This is a genomic window from Arthrobacter sp. 18067, from assembly GCF_902706295.1.
Classification (GTDB): Bacteria; Actinomycetota; Actinomycetes; order Actinomycetales; family Micrococcaceae; genus Arthrobacter.
The window spans coordinates 82756-104527 of the sequence record NZ_CACSJJ010000002.1 but is presented as its reverse complement, the minus strand read 5'-3'; the positions used below and the strand labels follow the sequence as shown (position 1 = coordinate 104527).

Genomic DNA, 21772 nt, shown 5'->3' with positions numbered 1-21772 from the left:
CTACCTTCTTATGAAGCTCTTGGCGGCCGCGCCGGAACGCTGCCTGCCCTTACCCAATTACGTACGGATTATAGCTAATGCTACGTCGCACAGACGCTTAGCTATAACTCCTGACGTAACCACAGACAGCATTTCGTTGTTCCCGGCGCGCCGTGGAGCTTAGTCCCCGAGCCCTTCGGCACTAACGAGCCCTTCGTCATTAAGCCGGGCCAGCATCAAGGCCTCAGCCAGCACTGCATGGCGGAAGTCTCCGATGTGAAGCGACTCGTTGGCGCTGTGCGCCCGGGAATCGGGGTCCTCGACTCCCGTCACCAGGATCTGGGCGTGCGGATACAAGTCCAGGAGGTCCGCAATGAACGGAATGGAACCGCCGATTCCCATCTCCACGGGCTGGACTCCCCACGACTCCCCCAGCGCCCAGAGTGCCACGCGTGCGGCGGCTGACGAAGTGTCCGTGGAGAAAGCGTTGCCCCGCTCCCCCGGGCTAAAGGTCACCTTGGCCCCAAATGGCGCGTGGGATTCCACATGCCGCTTCAAGGCATCCATCGCGGCTTCCGGGTCCTGCCCCGGGGCCAGCCTCATGCTGAACTTTGCACGGGCCGCGGGAATAAGGGTGTTGGAGGCAACGTCAACGGAGGGGACGTCCATGCCGATGATGGACAGTGCGGGCTTGGTCCACAGGCGTGAGGCGATTGTCCCGCTGCCGGCGAGCTTCACGCCGTCGAGCACTGAAGCATCAGCACGGTAGTCCGCTTCGGCGAGATCGACCGCCACATCGTCGCGGGCCACCAGGCCTTCGACCGCTACGTTGCCGTCGTCGTCGTGCAGGGTCGCGATGAGACGCGACAAAAGGGTGGGGGCATCGAGAACCGGTCCACCAAACATCCCGGAATGGACCGCATGGTCCAGGACGCGCACCTCGAAGGTTCCGTCCACCAGACCCCGGAGGCTGGTGGTCAGGGCGGGAACCCCCACCTTCCAGTTGCTGGAGTCGGCCACCACGATGACGTCGGCCCGGAGGAGCTCCTGATGTTCCTCAAGGAACGTACGGAAGGTGGGCGACCCTGCCTCTTCCTCACCTTCGAAGAAGAACGTCACACCAAGTCCAAACTCTTCACCCAGAACCTTGGTCACAGCACTGTAGGCGGCCAAGTGGGCCATGATTCCAGCTTTGTCGTCGGCAGCACCACGGCCGTAGAGCCGGCCCTCGCGTTCTTCGGCGACAAAGGGCTCTGAGTTCCACAGGCCCCTGTCCCCCGGCGGCTGGACATCGTGGTGGGCGTACAGCAGGATTGTTGGCTTGCCGTCCTCGGCTGCACGACGCGCGACGACGGCAGGACCACCGGGCGACCCGTCGGCTTTGCTGCTGCGAAGCACGCGGACGTCTTCCATGCCCGAAGCCTTGACCAAAGCAGCGACTGCTTCGGCACTGCGGTCGAGTTCGGCCGGGTCAAAACTTGCCCAGGCAATGCCGGGAATGCCGACGAGGTCTTTAAGGGATTCCATCGTGCTTTCGAAGGAATCGTTAACCGCTGCGGTGAGTGCTTCCACCGGAGTTTCGCCTGAGTGCCCTTGCTTGTTCTGCGGGGTCTCCGCATGTGCTGAAGTCATGGCCACACTTTACCGCCGGGGATTCCCCCGCCAGGGCAGGCGCGGCCCGACGCAATCACGGCCTGGCATTGGGACACGTAACGTACGCCACCTCCGTGAGGGGTATTCTGTATGGGTGTTCGGACGCAAAAAGGAAGAGCCCAGCGCTCAATCAGTAGTAGACCAGGCCTACGCCACCGCCCCGGAGCCAGGTGGCGCAAAGGGCGCGCCTACGCCCAAGCGGAAAGACCAGGAAGCAGCGCGTAAGCGGCCCCTGGTTCCCAATGACCGCAAAGCCTCCAAGGCCGCGGAAAGGGTAGCAATCCAGGACCAGCGGCAGAAAATGCGGCAGGCACTCGATACGGGCGACGAGAAATTCCTCCCCATCCGCGACAAGGGTCCCCAAAAGCGCTACACGAGGGACTATGTTGATGCGCGTTTCAGCCTCGGTGAGTACCTCATGTTCGGTGCTTTGCTGTTCGTGGTGATCTCCCTGATCATTCCGCCCACCAGCGCCGGCATCAGCTACGTGTTGATCGGCTTCTGGATCATGTTCCTGGCTGTCTTCGTGGACGTCTTCATCCTGTCCCGGAAGCTTCGGAAGCGCCTTACGGAGAAGTTCGGCGAGGTGGAACGAGGCTCTGTTTGGTACGGCTGCATGCGGGCCCTTCAATTCCGCAAGCTTCGCCTTCCCAAACCGCAGGTGAAGCGCGGGCAGTACCCGGCCTAAGCGCCCAAAACCCCAGACACAGGAAGACCCCGGACCGTTGGTCCGGGGTCTTCCTTGTCGATGGCCTGATTAACGCGCCGACCTCTTACGGATCTTTGCCAGTCCCTTGTTAATGCGTGAGGCCCAGAAGGGCCCTTCATAGAGGAATGCCGTGTAGCCCTGGACCAAAGTCGCGCCGGCATCCAAACGATCCTGGACATCTGTAGCGGTTTCCACACCACCAACGGCGATGAGTACCAAGTCGTCCCCCACAGCATCCTTGAGCCTGCGAAGAACCTCCAGAGACCGATGTTTGAGGGGCGCTCCCGACAATCCACCTGCACCCAGCGACTCCACCTTTGCAGCATCAGAGAGGAGTCCATCACGGGAGATCGTGGTGTTGGTGGCGATGATTCCATCAAGTTTCAGGTCCAGGGCCAGCCGAGCGACGTCGTCGATGTCCTCATCGGACAAATCCGGCGCAATCTTTACCAGCAGGGGTATGTGCCGTCCGGCAGCTTCATCAGCAGCGTCACCAACGGCCCGCAACAGCGGCCGCAGCGTTTCCACGTTCTGGAGCAAGCGAAGACCCGGCGTGTTGGGAGAGCTGACGTTGACTACGAGATAGTCTGCAGCAGGAGCCAGGCTCCGGGCACTCACCAGGTAATCCTCGGTGGCATCGTCGAGTTCCACCACCTTGGTCTTGCCGATGTTCACACCGATGACCGGGCGGACGTCCGGGTGCTGCCTTTGCAAAGCAGCCCGCGCGGACTTGAGCCTGGGCGCGACTGAAGCGGCGCCGTCGTTATTGAACCCCATGCGGTTAATCACCGCGCGGTCCTCAATCAGGCGGAACAGCCTGGGCTTCTCATTGCCTGGCTGCGCCTGGCCCGTGATGGTTCCCACCTCCACATGCCCGAACCCAAGCTCAGCCAACGCTTCGATACCGTGACCTTCTTTGTCGAAACCTGCCGCCAGGCCGAAAGGTGACGGGAACGTGAGTCCCAGCGCCTCCGTGCGAAGTGAAGCGTCCGGAGCTGTCAGCCGGGCAAGGATCCGGCCGGCACCGGAGCGGTGGGCCGCCCGGATTCCCTGGAAGCCGATCTTGTGTGCCTTCTCGGCGTCCATCCAGGAGAAGGCCAGCTTGAAGAATGTGGGGTAAACACGCATGGTCCTAGTTTTCCGCCTTACGGACAACTCACCAAACCCATGACTACCGATGCCGCTACCATGTACGCATGCTTGGGGATAATGGTGATGCAAATCATGGAAGCTACAGGATCAACGCCGACGTCCTAGTGGTCGGCGCAGGCCTGTCCGGGCTGGTTGCGGCCGCCACCGCCTATGCGGCCGGCAAGACAGTGGCTGTGCTGGATCAGGAGCCGGAGGCTTCCGTGGGTGGCCAGGCCCATTGGTCTTTTGGCGGGCTTTTCATGGTGAATACACCTGAGCAGCAGCGCCTGGGTGTCAGGGACAGCGCTGATCTCGCACTGCATGACTGGCTTGCCTCCGCAGCTTTCGACCGGTCCGATGACGGGACGGCCCGTGAGTGGGCAGAGGCGTACGTCGACTTCGCCGCCGGAGAGAAGCGGGCGTGGCTCAGGAGCCTTGGCGTTGGCATCTTCCCGTTGGTGCAATGGGCGGAACGCGGCGGCTACGGGCCGGAAGGCCATGGCAACACTGTTCCCCGCTTCCACGTCACATGGGGCACGGGGCCCGCCTTGGTGGAGCCGTTCCTCGCCAAGGTCTTGGAAGGCGTAAGTACCGGCCGGGTCAGTTTGCACTTCAGGCACCGCGCCCTGTTGCTGACGACCACGACGGGAAGGATCACGGGCGTTTCGGGCGAGGTTCTTGAACCGTCGACGGCGGTGCGGGGCCAAGCGTCCGCGCGGGTCGCCGTCAGTGGTTTCGAGGCCACGGCAGGCGCTGTTGTGGTGACGACGGGAGGCATCGGCGGCAATCACGCGACCGTCCGCAGCCAGTGGCCCGGGGGAAACGCGCCCGACTACATGCTGAGTGGCGTGCCGGCCTCCGTGGACGGCAGCTTCCTTCCCATCGTGGCAAGCGCTGGAGCTGCGTTGATCAACGGCGACCGCATGTGGCACTACCCCGAAGGAATCCACAATTACGATCCTGTGTGGCCCAATCATGGAATCCGTATCCTGCCCGGGCCCTCTTCGTTGTGGCTCGATGCCGAGGGCCGCCAGTTGCCCGCGCCGCTGTTCCCCGGTTTTGATTCGTTGGGGGCATTGCGCCACATCGTCGGGACGGGGTACGGCTACTCATGGTTTGTCCTCAACCGCACGATTGCCCTCAAGGAACTTGCCCTGTCCGGTTCCGAACAGAACCCCGACCTCACCGGCAAGGACGTCCGGCTGCTTGCATCGCGCCTGCGCCCAACAAGCGAGACCCCCGTCCAGCGCTTCCTGGACCGGGGCGTGGACTTTCTGCAGGCGTCATCTCCAGGGGAACTGGCCTCAAGAATGAACCGGCTCGCGGGCAACTCCCTCATCGAAACCCGCGCACTTGAACTACTGATAAGCGCCCGGGACCGTCAAGTGGAGAGCGGTCTTGGGAAGGACCCACAGCTGGCCGCCATCAGGGCAGCGCGTCGATTTGCCACGGACAAACTGATGCGGGTGGCACCACCGCATCGGCTGACCGACCCGACTCATGGCCCACTGATTGCCATCCGGCTCTCCGTGTTGACAAGGAAAAGCCTGGGCGGCCTCGCCACGGATCTGCGCTCCAGGGTCCTGGACCGTAAAGGGCAAGCCATCCCGGGCCTCTACGCAGCTGGTGAAGCGGCCGGATTTGGTGGCGGTGGCATCCATGGATACCGGGCGTTGGAAGGAACATTCCTGGGCGGCTGCCTCTTCACGGGGAGGGCGGCGGGCAGGGACGCCGCCGCCAGTGTCTAAGCTAAGGCCATGGACTGGACGGAGGACTTCCTGGGAGCGGACTTTCAGTCCTGTGGCCTTGATGCCACAGGACCCGATGGTGTGGTCCGCCACGCCACGCTGATCCGCCACCGTGCGAAGCCGACGAGCGAGGATGCCGGTCGCAGTGAGGGCGCCCCGAAGCGATTTGGTGCCGTGTTGTTCCTGCACGGGTGGAGCGACTACTTCTTCAATACCGAGCTTGCCAGATTCTGGGCCGGGCAAGGATATGACTTCTACGCCCTGGACATGCACAACCATGGACGGAGCCTGCAAGCGGGAAACCCGGGTGGATACGTGGCGAACCTGACAGACTACGACGCCGAAATCAACCAGGCCGTTGAGGTCATCCGGCGTGACCGCGGCGTATCGCTGACGGGCAGCCTGACTCTGATGGGGCATTCCACCGGAGGGCTCGTGGCAGCCCTGTGGGCAAGCCGCCACCCAGCAGAGGTCCAGTACCTGATCCTCGACAGCCCCTGGCTGGAAATGCACGGCAGCTCCTTGGTACGGCGTGCCGCGCAAGCGATGGTGGCGCCCGTAGCGAGATTTCGTCCCAAGACCGTCCTGAAGTTGCCCGAACGGGGCTTCTATTTTCGGAGCATCAGCAGTTCCGCCGAAGGCGAATGGTCCCTGGATGAGAAGTACCGGCCACCTTTGGCATTTCCAGTCCGGGCGGGATGGCTCAGTGCAGTCTTTGCCGGCCATTCGCAGGTAGCCCGAGGCCTGAAGCTGGAAATGCCAGTCCTGGTGCTGGCGTCGTCAGCCAGCGCCAACGGCATGGTGTGGCAGGAGTCCATGCGGCGGTCAGATGCAGTGCTTGACGTCAGTGTCATGGCCTTGCGCGCCATGGCATTGGGCAGGACCGTAACCCTGGAACGTATCGACGGCGGCCTCCACGACGTGTTTCTTTCGGCGCCGCCGGTGCGCAAAGACGCCTACGCACGGCTGGCCCGATGGATCAACGGATTCATGCAGTACGAAGCGCCGGATGAACGGCACGAAGGGGATCTATGACCACCGCAGGGGAATCGGTATCACTGTGGAAACGCGACATCCTTGGCCACGGCTACGAATGCCTCGACCTGCCGCTCAAAGCCGATGACGAAGGGCCTGTCAAAGCGACACTCGTCAGGCATGCTCCACCTGTTGAGCATGCCTCCCCTCAAGGCCTTCTTGACTTCCTGGCATCTTTCACCAAACGCAAGCGTCGAGCGGCCCCAGCCGATCCTGGCGGAGCGCCGCGGGTGGTTCTCTACTTGCATGGATGGGCAGACTACTTCCTGCAAACCGAGCTTGCCGAGTACCTCACGGCGTCGGGCTTTCATTTCTACGCATTGGACCTCCGCAAATTCGGCCGTAGCCTGTTGCCCGGCCAGACGCCCGGCTACACCTCCGACCTCAGCGTTTACGACGAGGATCTTGCAGCGGCCTTCGTGGAGATCGACCGCGACGTAGCAGCACGGACCAGCAACGGTACGGCACCCACGATCCACATGCTTGGTCATTCGCTCGGGGGCTTGATCGCTGCGCTTTGGGCCGATCGCAATCCTGGCAGGTTGGGAACCCTGGTCCTGAATTCCCCGTGGCTCGAGCTTCAGGGCAGCAGCCTCGTCCGCAGTATCGCCATGCACTTGGTGGAGCCTTTTGCCCGCACGGACCCCAAGCGTCCCTTCCGCTTTCCCGAGATGCCCGCCTATTGGGAGAGTGTCAGTAACGAAGCCCACGGCGAGTGGATCCTGGACCCTATCTGGCGTCCGCGGGCTTCGTTCCCTATCCGGGCTGGTTGGACGAAGGCCGTGTTGGCTGGTCACGCGGCCGTGGAGCGCAAGCTCAACATTGACGCACCCGTTCTGGTGCTCCTATCGGGGCGGACCAGAATCCAATCCGAATGGACGGCTGACCTGATGCGGGCAGATGCGGTCATTGATGTTGAGGAGACTTCCCGACGAGCGCTGGGTCTTGCGCGGCGCACTGCTGTGTTCCGTTATCCGGGGGCCCTTCATGACGTCTTTCTGTCCAGGCGCACCGTCCGCCAACAGGCCTATCGCGACGTCGCCGTCTGGCTGGCTGCCTACCCCTACTGATTTGGCAGGTGCGTGCTATTTGTTGGCGGGCGCAGCGTCCACTGCTCCCCCATAGCGCCTATCGCGCTTGGCATAGATCTCGACGGCGTCCCACAATGTCCTTCTGTCGACATCCGGCCACAGAGTGTCCATGAAAACGAATTCCGCATAGGCCGATTGCCACAGCAGGAAGTTGGAGAGCCGCTGCTCCCCCGAACTTCGAAGGAACAAGTCCACGTCCGGGAGGTCGGGTTCATCGAGGTACTTCTGGATGGTCTTCTCGGACACCGCTCCGGGCTTTAACCTTCCTGCGGCGACGTCGTGGGCGATAGCCGAAACAGCATCGGCGATCTCAGCCCGGCCACCGTAATTAACACACATGGTCAAAGTGCACGTGTCGTTGGCCCGCGTGTAGTCCTCGGCCTCTTCCAATTCCTTGATGACCGAACCCCACAAGCGGGGCCGGCGTCCAGCCCAGCGGATACGGACGCCCCACTCATCGAGCTGGTTGCGTTGTCGGCGTAGTACATCCTTGTTAAAACCCATGAGGAAGCGGACTTCCTCGGGTGAACGCCGCCAGTTTTCCGTCGAGAAGGCGTATACGCTGACGTATTTGATGCCGAGCTCGATAGCCCCTGCCATTACGTCCAGCAACGCAGGCTCGCCGGCCTTATGACCCTCTATGCGGGGAAGGCCACGCTGGTTCGCCCAACGCCCGTTGCCATCCATGACGATTGCCACGTGCTGCGGGATGAGATCACTTGGGATATTCGGTGGCACTGCCCCGGACGGATGTCCGTAAGGGACAACTACCGGTGCCGTCCTGGCCGTTGTTGCCTTGCTCTTCTTACCAAGTGCCACTGTCAGCTTCGCTCCACGTGTTTGAGTGATTTCAAGGCCCGCTCCAGATGCCATTGCAGGTAGCTGGCCACCAGCCCCGCGGCTTCTCGCCGGTGCCGAGGGTCGGATGCATCGGCTACGCCCCAATTACCGGTCAACAGCGCGCCGAGCAGCACCACCGTCTCCGGTGCCGGCGCAGGTGAACCGGGCGGTCTGCAATCACTGCAAACCATTCCGCCAACCGGAGCGGCAAAGGCGGTGTGTGGACCCGGGCGACCACAGCGGGCACAAGCGGTGAAACTCGGCGCCCACCCGCCTGTAGCCAAAGCGCGCAACAGGTAGGAGTCAAGGATGAGTTCAGGTGGATGGTCAGAGCGACTGAGGGCAGCCAGTGCACCAACCAGGAGATTGTATTGTGCCGTCCCGGATTCTGTATCGGCGTCCGTTAGCTTCTCGGCGGTCTCGGTCATGGCCGCAGCCACGGTAAACCGCCCATAGTCGGCAGCGATGCTGCTTCCGTAAGCACCCTTGGCCACAGCCTGCGTCACAATGTCGAGTGTCCGGCCGGCCACTAGCTGCAAATCCGCAACCATGAACGGCTCCAGGCGTGCCCCAAAACGGCTGCTGGTCCTTCGTACGCCCTTTGCCACGGCCCGGACTTGCCCATGGTGTTTGGTCAGCAAGGTGATGATGCGATCGGCCTCGCCCAACTTGTGGGTACGGAGCACCACGGCATCGTCCCTGTAGGACCGTGCTGCAAACGACGGATTGGCCACAACTAATCTTCGCACTATGCCTGGATCCAGCGGTGACCGCCAGACCGTGTGGTGACGGTATTTCCCGTCACCACACGGCAGACTCCTAGGCTCGGGCGTCCCGGACGGCCCGGTTGACAGCGGAAATCAAGGCCTTGAGGGACGACGTAGTGGTGCTGGGGTCAATACCCACGCCCCACAGGACCCGTTCGCCGACGGCACACTCGACGTATGCTGCCGCGCTGGCACTGCCGCCTTCGGACAGGGCATGCTCGCTATAGTCCAGCACACGGACATCAACACCGTCGTGGTGCAGGATGTCCAACAGCGCAGCAATCGGACCGTTGCCGTTGCCGGTCCGCCGAACCTCTACGCCATCGATCCGCAAGTTTGCGTTCATGGTCATGGCGCCGGATTCATCGGTTTCGGTGCTTATGCTGCCCAAGGCATAACGCCCCCACTGCGCCTGCTCCTCGTCGGACGGCAAGTACTCGTCCTGGAAGACCTGCCACAGCTGCGCGCCGCTGACCTCGCCACCCACGGCATCTGTCCGGCGTTGGATGACTCCGGAGAATTCAATCTGGGCACGACGGGGCAGGTCCAGGTTGTGTTCGTTCTTCAGCAGGTAGGCAACCCCACCCTTGCCCGATTGCGAGTTGACGCGGATAACGGCTTCATAGCTGCGGCCGAGGTCCTTGGGATCGACTGGCAGGTACGGAACCTGCCAGGTGAAGTCATCCACTGACTTGCCTGCCGCAGCGGCGTCCTTCTCCAGCGCTTCGAAGCCCTTCTTGATGGCGTCCTGATGTGAACCGGAAAAAGCCGTGAAGACGAGGTCACCACCATATGGGGAACGCTCGGGAACCGGCAGCTGGTTGCAGTACTCCACAGTGCGGCGGACCTCATCGATGTCGGAAAAATCGATCATCGGGTCAACGCCCTGCACGAACATGTTCAACCCCAACGTCACGAGATCCACGTTGCCCGTACGCTCACCATTGCCGAACAAGCAGCCTTCGATCCGATCCGCACCAGCCAGGTAGCCCAGCTCGGCTGCAGCGACGCCCGTACCGCGGTCGTTGTGCGGGTGCAGGGAAATGATGATGCCCTCGCGCGGGTGCAGATTACGGTGCATCCACTCAATCGAGTCGGCGTAGACATTCGGGGTTGCCATCTCCACGGTGGCCGGCAGGTTGATGATGACCTGGTTGTCGGCGGAAGCCTCGAAGACGTCGGCAATGGCGTTGCAGACTCGGGCGGCATACTCGAGCTCGGTTCCCGTGAAGGACTCCGGCGAATATTCGTACGTGATGTGCGTATCTTCCAGTGTCTCTTCGTACTTCTTGCACAGGCGGGCACCCTGCAGGGCGATGTCCAGGATGCCGTCTTCGTCCTGGTTGAACACCACTCGCCTTTGCAGGACGGACGTGGAGTTGTACAAGTGAACGATTGCCTGCTTCGCACCCACCAAGGACTCATAAGTCCTTTCAATGAGATGCTCGCGTGCCTGGGTCAGGACCTGGATGCTGACGTCATCGGGAATGTGGCCGCCTTCGATGAGCTGGCGTACGAAGTCGAAATCAGTCTGCGACGCCGAAGGGAATCCGACTTCAATCTCCTTGTAGCCCATCTTGACCAGCAACTGGAACATCTTCAGCTTGCGGGCCGGGCTCATGGGGTCGATCAGTGCCTGATTGCCATCCCGCAGGTCCACTGCGCACCAACGCGGGGCCTTGGAGATGACTTTGTCCGGCCAGGTGCGGTCAGGAACGTCGACGGTGATCTGGTCCTGGAACGGCAGGTAGCGGTGAATCGGCATACCGGAGGGCTTTTGTGCATTACGCATGACGTGTGGCCTTTTCTCTAAGAACTAAGTGAAAGCTTAGCCGGACACAACGGAACTCCGCGGCGAGGATGGCCCAGCTTCAGATAGCTTTCAGGCCTCGCCGCGGCAGCTAAGAAGAAGCATCGCCGTACGCACAAATTCACACTAACACGATGCGTATGATGACAGTGCAACACCTCATGCAACGTCCACTATGCAGACGCCGCGACGGTGGAAACTCCGGCGCAGTGTCCACACAAGGAGCCACAGTGCCACAGTCGGGGATCACTCTTTCGAACATCGATCACAGCGTCCGGCCCCAGGACGACCTCTACCAACACGTCAATGGCGCGTGGCTCAACAGCACAACGATCCCGGATGACAGGCCGTTGGAAGGTACCTTCACCGCACTGCGGGATGGGGCCGAGCTGGCCGTTAAGTCGATTATCGAAGAAGCTGCCGGCAAGGGCGAGTCCGCAACCGGCGTCGAGCAGCAAGTAGGCGGCCTGTACGCAAGCTTCATGGATCAGGCCACGGCCGAGGCAAAGGGGCTCGACCCGGTCCGGGGACGTCTCGAAGAAGTTCGTTCGGTGGGGTCCGCGCGTGAGCTGGCTGCGCTGATCGGCCGTTTATTCCGATCAGATGTCTCGGGCTTGTTCTCCATCTACCCGGCTCCGGATGCCGGGAACCCGGAGCGCATCCTGTTGTACATCGGGCAAGGAGGCCTGGGACTGCCGGACGAGTCCTATTACCGGGAAGAAAAGTTTGCGGGCATCGTGGCGGCCTACGGCGAGTACATTGCCAGGTTGCTCACCCTCGCAGGCGTCCCCGACGCGCAGTCAGCCTCAACCCGCATTGTCGCCCTCGAAACCGCACTGGCTTCCCATCACTGGGACAATGTCACGCTGAGGGATCCCCAGAAAACCTACAATCTCAAGACGGCCGATGAAGCAGTTGCGCTTTTCCCCCTGCTGGATACCTGGTTCGAAGCCGCGCGGGTTGAACGGGACAAGCGCAATGAGATAGTTGTCAGCACCCCGGACTTCTTCGCGGGCGCAGCAGGATTGCTGGAGTCCGAACCATTGGAAACGTGGAAGGAATGGTTGACGCTCAGGGTTCTTAGCTCGGCTGCCCCCTACCTTTCCTCAGAGTTCGTGGACACCAACTTCGACTTCTACGGCACCAAACTCAGCGGCACGCCCCAAAACAAGGAGCGCTGGAAACGAGGAGTTGCCGTTGTCGAAGCTGCGCTTGGCGAAGCCGTCGGTCAGATCTACGTGGAGCGCCACTTCCCCGCCGGCCATAAGGCACGGATGGAGACCCTCGTCGCCAATCTGATCGAGGCTTACCGCGACAGCATTTCTTCCTTGAAGTGGATGGGCGAAGAAACCAAGAAGGAAGCGCTCAAGAAGCTGGAAGCCTTCCGGCCGAAGATCGGTTTCCCCGAAAAATGGATCGACTACTCCGCCGTGGAAATCGATCCAACCGACCTGCTGGGCAATGTGGAACGCGCCCATGACGCTGACGTCGACCGGCATCTGGACGAGATCGGCAAGCCCGTTGACCTGACCAAATGGCTCATGACACCGCAAACGGTCAACGCCTACTACCACCCCATGCTGAACGAGATCGTCTTCCCGGCCGCGATCCTCCAGCCGCCCTTCTTCAATGCAGATGCTGACGATGCTGTGAATTACGGCGGCATCGGGGCTGTGATCGGACACGAGATCGGACACGGTTTCGACGACCAGGGATCACAGTTCGATGGAAGCGGGGCACTGCGTAATTGGTGGACCGAAGAGGACCGGTCCGCCTTCGAAGCACTCACGGCCAAGTTGGTGGCCCAGTACGACGCCCTCTCCCCCTACGCCGCACCCGACCACAAGGTCAACGGCAAACTGACCTTGGGTGAAAACATCGGCGACCTGGGGGGTTTGACCATTGCCTACAAGGCCTATCTGCTTAGCCTCGGCGACGCCGAGCCCGAGGTCATCGACGGCTTCACGGGCCAGCAGCGCTTCTTCATGTCGTGGGCAGCGGGCTGGCGCCAAGTGATCCGCACCGAGGAAGCAATCCGACGGTTGGCCACGGATCCGCACTCCCCGAACGAGTTCCGCACCAATGCCATCGCCCGCAACCTCGACGCCTTCCTTGAAGCATTCGATGTCAGCGCCGCGGATGGTATGTGGATGGAATCCGGCGACCGCGTGAGCATCTGGTAGGACAAGCATGAGAGAGGCCGGGCCACATGGCCCGGCCTCTCTCATACTCCAATGATTTCTGCGATCGGCTATTGATCGATGTACAGCGGATTTACCTGCTGGCAAACGGCTTCACTGGCTGTCTGATTTACCACGTCCGACGGAACCGACGCTGCCCCGTAGGCTGTACCCGTGCCAAAGTCCGTACCAACGTAGAGCTGGACTCCCGCAACTCCGGGTGCCTCTTGCACCTGGGCCGCCGGGATGCCGTACAGAGCGGCGACGTCAGCTGCCACGTCGGCAAAGCCGGCTCCGTAGTAGATCACGGTCTGGTCCACGGGGTTCGCCAGATATGATACCGCCTGGGTAAATCCGTTGCCCGTCAGCACAGCCATCATTTCCTGGGCCCTCGCGGCAATGCCGCTGCCGTTGGCAACTGCGACGGGCTGGATCGCTTTGTCGTAGGCCGGAGCCGCGGGCGTGGTTGCAGTGGGCTGCGGTGCAGGTGTTTCCGTGGCAGCCGGCGAAGAGGTAGCGCCGGGAGTCGTCAGGTCAAGGTCAGCGCGCAAAGCGGCGAAGAGTTGGGATGCCTGGGGCTCAATAAGCTCGAGCCTGTTCGGATCAATTGCTGCTGCTTGAGTCGGCACAGCTACGAACGCAACCTTGGAGACATCGATGTCCTTCAACCGCCCCCCGATGGTCAACAACGACGGTACGGACGCCAGGCCCTCATCGACCGTGAGGTTCTGCGTTACCACATCTGCGATCTGCAGGAGTCGCTGGGGGTTGCCGAGGGTTCCCTCATCCTTGAGCTTCCTTGTCAGGGACGAAAGGAAAGCCTGTTGTCCCTTGATGCGTCCAAGGTCCCCTCCGTCACCGAAAGCGTGTCGGGTCCGCAGGAAGGCGAGGGCTTGTTCTCCCTCCACCAGCGAGTCACCCTTCGGCAGGCGAAGCCGGGAATCCGGGTCAAACACGGGGTCGCTGACGCACACGTTGACACCGCCGATAGCGTGGGACAACTCCTTGACGGCGTTGAAGTCCGCCATCATGAAGTGGTCGATTTCCAGGCCCGTCAGCTTGTTGATGGTATCGACAGCACAACCGATACCGGCTTCTGCCATGGCCTCGTTGATCATCACGCCGCTGCGGGCGGGGAACGTCTGGTTGTTGGTGTGGTCAGTACACTGGGGTACGTTCACCAGGAGGTCACGCGGGAAACTCATGACGCTGACGCGCTTATTGTCAGCTGAGATGTCCAGCAGCATCATCACATCGGAGTGACCGTAGCCCGTGGAATCCTCGGAAGTTCCGTACTCGGAGTTCTTTCCGTCACGGGTATCAGAACCAAGGATGAGGATTTGCAAGCGGTCGGACTTGTCGTTGGCCAGGGCCTCGCCGGAATCCCGGGACTCCCCGGCGCTCAACGGTGCCTTGGTAATGTTGCTCTGCAGCCGGATGAACCAAAAAGCCGCAAAAGCAACGCCTGCAACCAGCGCCACGGAAACCACACCGGTAACAATCTTCAGCCAGAGCGGAAGTCCCTTGCGGACCTTCATGTGGCGGGGAGTGCCCTCGGCATCCTCGCCATGGCGGGCCGCAACGGAGCCAGCGGTGCCGGTGCCCTGCGGGCGGGCGTCACGACGTCGCACTATTCGGTTTACCTTTCCTCAAACACGTGGATTCCCGCCATCATAGTTGCCGATTCTGGGAAGTTCCTTATCGGGCCGAAGCCACGCCGGGACGTGTGACGCCCATTAGAATCCGAGTTTGACCAATTGCTTGGGATCGCGCTGCCAGTCCTTGGCTACCTTGACGTGCAAATCGAGATAGATCCGGGTACCCAGGAGTGTCTCGATTCCCTTTCGCGCGTTGGTCCCCACTTCACGAAGCCGGCTTCCGCCCTTGCCGATGATGATGGCCTTTTGAGAAGGACGCTCGACATAGAGATTTACCCGCACGTCCAACAGCGGGTTGTCTTCGGTTCGACCTTCGCGGGGAACGATCTCGTCCACCACCACAGCCAGGGAATGCGGAAGTTCGTCCCGGACACCTTCCAGGGCGGCCTCGCGGATGAGTTCGGCGATCATGACGGCCTCGGGCTCGTCCGTCAATTCGCCATCGGGATAAAGCGGTGGCGAAGACGGCATATGGCTGATGAGTACGTCCGCGACTGTGGAGACCTGGAAGCCGTCGGCCGCAGAAACGGGAACGATGTCGGCCCACCCCTGCTCGCCAAGGACCTCGCGCCCCAAAGCTGCGACGGCAAGCAACTGCTCAGTCAGTGCTTGACGGTCAACAAGGTCGGTTTTGGTCACGAGGGCCACGATCGGCTTACGCCCCACGGCGGCCAGTTGGGCCGCAATGTATTTGTCGCCGGGGCCGATCTTTTCGTTGGCCGGCAGGCAGAATCCAATGGCGTCCACTTCGGCCAAGGTATCGGCCACGAGTTCGTTGAGGCGCTTACCCAACAGCGTGCGCGGCCTGTGAAGGCCCGGGGTGTCTACCAGGATCAATTGAGCATCGTCGCGGTGGACAATACCTCGAATGGTGTGCCGGGTGGTTTGGGGCTTGGCTGAGGTGATGGCCACCTTCTGGCCGACCAAGGCGTTGGTCAGCGTCGACTTGCCCGCGTTTGGCCGGCCCACCAGCACCGAGAAGCCTGCGTGGAAGCCGCCGAAGTCATCATCGGCATCGAATTTCTTATTTTGCTTGCTCACGTGGAACTCCCTGTTGCGTTGAGTCGGCGTCATCGAGTAGGTCTTCAAAGTCAGTGTCTTCCTTTGGCATGGCTGCCGCAATGATATGGCTGACCCTGTTTCGGCGACCCTCAAGCCTATCCGCCCTGAGTGATATTCCGTTCACCTCAACGGAGCTTCCTACAATCGGAACCTGGCCGAGGGCCTTGGCGAGGAGGCCACCCACGGTATCCACCTCGTCGTCGTCGAGGTCGATGTCGAACAATTCGCCCAGATCATCAATGCTCATGCGCGCGCTGACCCGGAACGTACCGTCGCCAAGGTCTACGGCTTCTTCCGCGGCGGCATCGTATTCATCCACGATTTCGCCCACTATTTCCTCGATAAGGTCTTCGAGGGTGACCAGCCCGGCGGTTCCGCCGTATTCGTCAATGACGATCGCTACGTGGGTCGACTCCTGCTGGAGCTCCCGGAGAAGGTCGCTCACGAGCTTGGATTCGGGGACGTAGCGGACATCCCTGGCCAGGGAGTCAACGTCATGTGCCTGAAGTCCCGGTTCGCCGCGATGCATGGCCGCGGCGACGTCCTTCAGGTAGAGAATTCCTCGGATCTGGTCCGTGTTCTCGCCAATGACCGGAATCCTGGAGTAGCCCGAACGCAGAAAGAGGCCCATGGCCGTCTCGAGGTCTGAGCCGGTACCGATACTGACAATGTCCGTGCGAGGGACCATGACTGAACGCACCAAGGTGTCGCCGAAGTCAAAGACCGAATGGATGAGTTCAGCTTCGTTGTCCTCGATCATGTCCGACTCCGCGGCACGATCCACGAATTCCCGGAATTCTTCTTCGCTGACGAACGCGTCGTCGCCACTCGGGGCACCGGGAGCCACAGCTTGGCCAAGCGCCACGAGCCAGCCGGGAATGGGTCCAAGAATCCAGCAGAGAAACCTGATCAACGGAGCTGTGAAACGTACCACGGGTCCGGAGTGTGCACGGCCTAACTGCCTGGGCGAAACGCCAACCAGCACGAAGCCGATCACGGCCATGATTCCGGTAGCCGCAAGGCCGGCGAGCCACACGTTGTCCAACAAGCTATGCAGAACCACCGCAACGGCCACCGCAGCGGCCATTTCGAACCATACGCGCCAGAAGCGCAAGGCGCGCATATGCGCGATGGGAGCTTTGAGAATGCCGCTCAGGGCTTTGCCCTTGCTGCGGACAATGGATTGTTCGGCCTCATGCCGGGGCAGGAAGTTGAAAGCGGCCTCAGCAGCGGTCAGCAAAGCCACGAAGCTGAGGAAAACCAGCGCCATGCCGACCAGGATGATCCAGGTCACTGCATGGTCTCCATGGGGGCATCCTTGCCCAGGAATTCAGACAGCAGTTCGCGCTGTAAACCGAACATCTCTTCTTTTTCCTCGGGTTCGGCATGGTCGAAACCGAGAAGGTGGAGGATGCCGTGGGTGGTCAGCAACAGCATCTCGTCCTGGGTCGGGTGTCCGGCGTTGCGGGCCTGAACCTCAGCCACCTGCGGGCAAATGGCGATGTCTCCCAGCATTCCTTGTGGCGTGGGCTTGTCCGGAGTGCCCGGCGTCAATTCATCCATCGGCACGGACAGGACATCGGTGGCGCCGGGCTCATCCATCAGTTCAATGTGCAGCTTCTCCATGGCGGGTTCATCAACCAGGAGAATCGAAAGCTCGGCCTGGGGATGGATGTACAGCCGCTCAAAGATGAACCGGGACAACGTCACCAGCTGGGCCTCGTCCACCGCCACGCCGGACTCGTTGTTGACTTCAATGCTCATTTGCGTTCTCCACGTTTGTACTGTGTGCCGGCGGCGTCGGTGCGGTGCGCGTCATCCCATGTGCTGTAGGCGGACACGATATCGGCGACGAGGCGGTGCCGTACCACGTCAGCCGCCTCAAGAATGGAGAAGTTGACGTCATCGATGCCCGTGAGGATTTCCCGGACGATCCGCAGCCCCGACGTGGCACCCAGGGGAAGGTCGATCTGCGTGACATCGCCGGTGACCACCATTTTGGAGCCGAACCCAAGACGCGTCAGGAACATCTTCATTTGTTCCGGAGTGGTGTTCTGGGCTTCATCGAGAATGATGAAGGCATCGTTCAGAGTTCGTCCGCGCATGTACGCCAACGGTGCCACCTCGATGGTCCCTGCAGCCATCAGCCGCGGAATGGATTCCGGATCCATCATGTCGTGCAAGGCATCGTAAAGAGGGCGAAGATAGGGATCGATCTTGTCGCTCAACGTGCCCGGCAGGAACCCCAGCCGCTCCCCCGCTTCCACGGCGGGCCGCGTCAGGATGATCCGGCTGACCTCCTTCATCTGGAGCGCCTGGACAGCCTTCGCCATGGCCAAGTACGTCTTACCCGTACCGGCTGGACCGATACCGAAAATCACTGTGTTTGCGTCGATGGCATCCACGTAGTTCTTTTGGTTCAGCGTCTTGGGCCGGATGGTCTTGCCCCTGCTGGAAAGAATGTTGTGGGTCAGCACGTCAGCAGGATTCTGCACGGACTGGGTCCTCAACAAGGAGACGAGCTGCTGAAGGATATCCGGGGTTACCACGGTCCCCTTCGCCACAAGACCACGGACTTCCTCGAGAAGTCGCATGATCCGGGGAATAACTGCGGAAGGCCCCGTCATGGAGAGCTCGTTGCCGCGGACATGGAAATTGACGTCCTGGAACTGTTCCTCGATGTACCGCAGGGCTTCGTCGTGGCTGCCCAGCGAGTGAACCATCTGGTCGGAGTTATCGAACGTGACAACTTCCGTGCGCGTGCCCGGTAAGGTGTGCGGGAACTCGTTGGGCGGCTGGTTGCCGTTTCCGGTCCTGAGCCGCCCGTTCAAAGATTCACTCATAGTGCTGGCCGTCAGGCCTGTTCTCCTCCGGTTGGTCGTAATAACGCCATCGATTCGACATTCGCATGAGCTTTCAGCGCCCGCATTGATGCCGGAATGTCTCCAATCCTACGCCAGCCCGGCCTGCGATGAACCTCAGCAGGCGGCCACGTTCATGTCCGCATCCTGATTGCCGACATTTTGTCTCAACTCTGCATCAAGCCGGTATCAATCACGTTTCAGTTGGCGCAGGTCCGCGGAATCCCGGCCGACCGCCGTCGGCAATGTGCCAAGCTGGCATAGCGGGTGGAACCCCAACCCCGCACCCCAGCCACTCCACGGCGGCCAAAACAATGCAGGGCAGGACAGGAAACGCATCAAGAAGTCAGCCAACATCGCTCCGGGCGCGAAAAAGCGGACCAAGTCCGCCATCGCCGTGCCTGCGATGCTTGCTGCGCTCTTGCTGACCGGGTGCATTGCCAACGGTGAGAGCACCCAGGCCACCTCCAGCCCACCGCCTTTGACCATCCAGGATGCCCCGGCCAGCAACGCCCCCCTGGAGACAACCCAGGCCTCAACCAAGATCCCGGTGTATTGGATTGGGCGGAGCAAGGAAGAGGTCTACCTCTACCGCGAGTTCAGGGATATCTCCGGCGACGGAAACCCCGTGACCACGGCACTGCGGATCATGATGGCGGAAAAGCCACTGGACCACGACTTCTTCACGCCATGGCAGGAACCAGCCAGCCTGGCCACCTCCATTTCAGGCAAAAACGTGATTACAGTCGACATTTCCCGCGACGCGTTCAATTCGAACCTGGACGCCGGCATGGCACAGCGGGCCATACAGCAGCTGGTGTATACGGCGACAGCAGCGGCTTCATCCTCGGGGCTCATCAATTCCGGACAGCAAATCCAGGTGGTCATCCTGGTTGACGGACACAAGGATTACATGGCGTTCGGGCAAATTCAGCTGGGCCAGCCCATGGCGCGGGATGCCTCCCTGGTGGCGCCGCTGTGGATCATCGATCCGCAGGAAGACACCTCGATGCCCACGGGATTGGTCAAATTCAATGGGCGGAGTACCGACAGCTCCAAGCCCATCGCGTGGCAGGTCCTGCAGGACAACGGCAAGGGCGAAAAGACGAGTCTCCTGACGGGTCAAACTAAAGCCACTGGCGAGCCGGGACAGTACGGCCTCTTTACGTTCGGCGCCACGCTGAAGGCCGGTCAGTACGAGGTACGTGTCTCGCAGGTCGACGATGCCGGGAACACGATCGCGACAAGCACGGACACCCGGTTGTTCAGGGTCGGCTAGCTTTTCAGGGTGGCCGGGCCGGCTACCAGCGTCCCAGAATGTCGCTCGCAAGAACGACGGCGGCAGGTCCCGCTGTCGACGATCGCAGAACGTGTTGACCCAACAGCGCCGTAACGGCCCCGGCGTCACTGAGCCTCGTCACTTCCCGGGGCGAGATCCCACCCTCCGGTCCCACGATCAGAAGTACTTCCCGGAACGTCCCGGCGTCCGGTCCACTCGCCGCCTGTAACCCCTCAAGGACAGTCCTCAACGGGTTCTTGGCGTCCTCATGCAGGATGATGGCCAGGTCGGCGGTGGCCACTGCTTTCGCCAAGGCCCCGGTATCCACGATTGACCGCACATCCGGAATCCATGCCCGCCGCGCCTGCTTGGCCGCGGCGGTTACCACAGACTGCCACTTCGCATGGGCTTTAGCGGCGCGGTCGCCCTTCCAGCGGACGATTGAACGCTCTGACTGCCATGGAATCACGGCGTCGATGCCGAGCTCTGTGGCCGTCTCGATGGCAAGTTCGTCGCGGTCACCCTTGGCCAAGGCCTGGACGAGCACCAAGCGCACGTCGGGCTGGTCCTCGAAGACAACATCGGACGCAGTGACGGTCAGGCCGGCGGGCCCGGCCTCGGCGACCGTGCCGGTCAGCCGTGCGCCGGAACCATCGGCAATGTCAACGGGCTCTCCCACCGCCAGGCGCTTGACCGTGACGGCGTGACGTGCCTCGGGCCCCTCCAGCACGAACGTGCCACCGGGACTTACATCGCCAAGGCTCCCGGCCGTGGTGAAGAAAACGGGATTGCTCACCGCTACAGGTTACCGAGCTTGTCACGCAGCTTTGCGAACATCCCGCCACTGGCCACGAGCTTGCCTTCGGTGAACTGCTCCCCGCGAAGCTTGGCGAGTTGCTGCAGCAATTCTTCCTGGGCGGGATCGAGCTTGCCCGGCGTTTCAACGTGGAGGTGCACCTTGAGGTCCCCACGGCCGTAACCGCGAAGATGCGTGACACCCAGGCCGCGGAGCGTGATGACCTCGCCCGACTGGGTTCCGGCCTTCACATCAATGTCCTGTGCGCCATCGAACGTTTCCAACTGCAGCTCAGTACCCAGTGCCGCGGCTGTCATGGGCACGCTGAAGGTGGCGTGGAGGTCGTCGCCTTCGCGCATGAACACGGAATCGTTGTTGACCCGGATCTCCACGTACAGGTCGCCGGAGGGGCCGCCTGCGGGTCCTGCTTCGCCTTGGCCGGACAACTGGATCCGGGTACCGGTCGCAACGCCGGCGGGAACCTTGATGGTGAGGGAACGGCGGCTGCGGATGCGGCCCTGGCCGTTGCACTCATTGCAGGGATCTTTGATGACTGTGCCGAAACCTTCACAGGATCCGCAAGGGGCGGTGGTCATGACCTGGCCAAGGATGGATCGGACGGCGCGCTGGACCTGGCCGCTGCCGCCACAAATGTCGCAGCGTTCCGGATGGGTTCCCGGGCGGCAGCAGCTGCCCTCGCACGTCGGGCAGGTGACGGCAGTGTCTACTTCGAGCTTCTTGTTGACGCCAAATACGGCGTCTTTGAGATCGATACGGACACTGATAAGAGCGTCCTGTCCGCGACGAACGCGGGAAGCAGGTCCGCCGTGGCCGCCGCCACCACCAAAGAAGGTGTCGAAGATGTCCTGGAACGCGAAGCCCTGGCCGGAGTAGCCGCCGCCGAAGCCGTTGTCCGTTCCGTTCTCATTGCCGGTGGCATCGTAGACGCGACGCTTCTGGGGGTCCGACAGAACCTCGTAAGCATGGGTCACGGCCTTGAACTGCTCCGCGACGTCCTCACCCGGATTTACGTCCGGGTGGAGTTTCCGCGCCAACTTGCGGTACGCCTTTTTGATCTCTTCCCCGGTGGCTTCCGGCGAGACTCCCAAAACGTCATAGTGGCTGCTCAAAGTCGGTATCTCTTCCTTGTTGTACTGCGGATGTTTCCTCGGG

At 61.5% G+C, this 21772-nt stretch carries 18 protein-coding genes; 6 read left to right on the top strand and 12 right to left on the bottom strand.

Translation table 11 applies throughout. From position 1 onward, the window contains the following. Positions 1-159: 159 nt before the first annotated feature. Positions 160-1611 (bottom strand): dipeptidase, encoded by a 1452-nt coding sequence (locus tag GVL04_RS02975; protein ID WP_159699366.1) that lies wholly within the window; start codon positions 1609-1611, stop codon positions 160-162. Positions 1612-1726: 115 nt separating this feature from the next. Between GVL04_RS02975 and GVL04_RS02970 the strand changes: the two genes are divergently transcribed. After that, positions 1727-2320, top strand: coding sequence for a DUF3043 domain-containing protein (locus tag GVL04_RS02970; protein WP_159699363.1), 594 nt, complete (start codon positions 1727-1729; stop codon positions 2318-2320). Positions 2321-2389: 69 nt separating this feature from the next. On the opposite strand, the gene GVL04_RS02965 is transcribed toward GVL04_RS02970, so the two are convergent. Continuing rightward, positions 2390-3469 (bottom strand): quinone-dependent dihydroorotate dehydrogenase, encoded by a 1080-nt coding sequence (locus tag GVL04_RS02965; protein ID WP_159699360.1) that lies wholly within the window; start codon positions 3467-3469, stop codon positions 2390-2392. 68 nt (positions 3470-3537) lie between these two features. Here GVL04_RS02965 and GVL04_RS02960 point away from each other — a divergent pair, with 68 nt between their 5' ends. Genes GVL04_RS02960 through GVL04_RS02950 form a run of 3 tightly spaced genes read left to right on the top strand, consistent with a single transcriptional unit; the run spans position 3538 to position 7325 of the window. Continuing rightward, positions 3538-5220, top strand: coding sequence for an FAD-binding dehydrogenase (locus GVL04_RS02960; protein WP_159699358.1), 1683 nt, complete (start codon positions 3538-3540; stop codon positions 5218-5220). A gap of 9 nt (positions 5221-5229) precedes the next feature. Next, the gene (locus GVL04_RS02955) at positions 5230-6255 is read left to right on the top strand and encodes an alpha/beta hydrolase (RefSeq protein ID WP_159699355.1); all 1026 of its coding nucleotides are present in this window, start codon (positions 5230-5232) and stop codon (positions 6253-6255) included. Next, the gene (locus GVL04_RS02950) at positions 6252-7325 is read left to right on the top strand and encodes an alpha/beta hydrolase (protein ID WP_159699352.1); all 1074 of its coding nucleotides are present in this window, start codon (positions 6252-6254) and stop codon (positions 7323-7325) included. The genes GVL04_RS02955 and GVL04_RS02950 overlap by 4 nt, the downstream gene beginning before the upstream one ends. Positions 7326-7340: 15 nt before the next feature. Here GVL04_RS02950 and GVL04_RS02945 read toward each other — a convergent pair whose 3' ends face one another. The 3 genes from GVL04_RS02945 to leuA all read right to left on the bottom strand — a co-directional run bounded on the left by GVL04_RS02945 (position 7341) and on the right by leuA (position 10745). Beyond that, on the bottom strand, positions 7341-8165 hold the full coding sequence (locus tag GVL04_RS02945; protein ID WP_159699349.1) for an isoprenyl transferase: 825 nt from the start codon (positions 8163-8165) through the stop codon (positions 7341-7343). 2 nt (positions 8166-8167) lie between these two features. Further along, positions 8168-8920, bottom strand: coding sequence for a DNA repair protein RecO (recO, locus tag GVL04_RS02940; protein WP_159699346.1), 753 nt, complete (start codon positions 8918-8920; stop codon positions 8168-8170). 85 nt (positions 8921-9005) lie between these two features. Beyond that, the gene (gene leuA / locus GVL04_RS02935) at positions 9006-10745 is read right to left on the bottom strand and encodes a 2-isopropylmalate synthase (RefSeq protein WP_159699343.1); all 1740 of its coding nucleotides are present in this window, start codon (positions 10743-10745) and stop codon (positions 9006-9008) included. A gap of 248 nt (positions 10746-10993) precedes the next feature. On the opposite strand from leuA, the gene GVL04_RS02930 reads away from it, so the two are divergent. Then, positions 10994-12946 (top strand): M13 family metallopeptidase, encoded by a 1953-nt coding sequence (locus GVL04_RS02930; RefSeq protein ID WP_159699340.1) that lies wholly within the window; start codon positions 10994-10996, stop codon positions 12944-12946. Positions 12947-13014: 68 nt separating this feature from the next. Here GVL04_RS02930 and GVL04_RS02925 read toward each other — a convergent pair whose 3' ends face one another. The 5 genes from GVL04_RS02925 to GVL04_RS02905 form a co-directional block, all read right to left on the bottom strand. Then, a complete protein-coding gene (locus GVL04_RS02925) occupies positions 13015-14574 on the bottom strand; it encodes an LCP family protein (protein WP_159699337.1) in 1560 nt (519 codons plus the stop codon). Between the two features lie 105 nt (positions 14575-14679). Continuing rightward, positions 14680-15642, bottom strand: a complete 963-nt coding sequence (era, locus tag GVL04_RS02920; protein ID WP_159699334.1) for a GTPase Era — start codon at positions 15640-15642, stop codon at positions 14680-14682. Beyond that, the gene (locus GVL04_RS02915; protein WP_159699331.1) at positions 15626-16957 is read right to left on the bottom strand and encodes a hemolysin family protein; all 1332 of its coding nucleotides are present in this window, start codon (positions 16955-16957) and stop codon (positions 15626-15628) included. The genes era and GVL04_RS02915 overlap by 17 nt, the downstream gene beginning before the upstream one ends. Beyond that, the gene (gene ybeY / locus GVL04_RS02910; RefSeq protein WP_089595199.1) at positions 16954-17427 is read right to left on the bottom strand and encodes an rRNA maturation RNase YbeY; all 474 of its coding nucleotides are present in this window, start codon (positions 17425-17427) and stop codon (positions 16954-16956) included. Before ybeY ends, GVL04_RS02915 begins: the two co-directional genes overlap by 4 nt. After that, positions 17424-18506, bottom strand: a complete 1083-nt coding sequence (locus GVL04_RS02905) for a PhoH family protein (RefSeq protein WP_159699328.1) — start codon at positions 18504-18506, stop codon at positions 17424-17426. Before GVL04_RS02905 ends, ybeY begins: the two co-directional genes overlap by 4 nt. Before the next feature lie 424 nt (positions 18507-18930). Here GVL04_RS02905 and GVL04_RS02900 point away from each other — a divergent pair, with 424 nt between their 5' ends. Further along, a complete protein-coding gene (locus tag GVL04_RS02900) occupies positions 18931-19803 on the top strand; it encodes a GerMN domain-containing protein (RefSeq protein ID WP_159699937.1) in 873 nt (290 codons plus the stop codon). Between the two features lie 22 nt (positions 19804-19825). Here the strand turns inward: GVL04_RS02900 and GVL04_RS02895 are convergent, their stop codons facing one another. Then, a complete protein-coding gene (locus tag GVL04_RS02895) occupies positions 19826-20599 on the bottom strand; it encodes a 16S rRNA (uracil(1498)-N(3))-methyltransferase (protein ID WP_159699325.1) in 774 nt (257 codons plus the stop codon). Between the two features lie 2 nt (positions 20600-20601). Continuing rightward, on the bottom strand, positions 20602-21729 hold the full coding sequence (dnaJ, locus tag GVL04_RS02890; protein ID WP_159699322.1) for a molecular chaperone DnaJ: 1128 nt from the start codon (positions 21727-21729) through the stop codon (positions 20602-20604). Positions 21730-21772 lie beyond the last annotated feature (43 nt).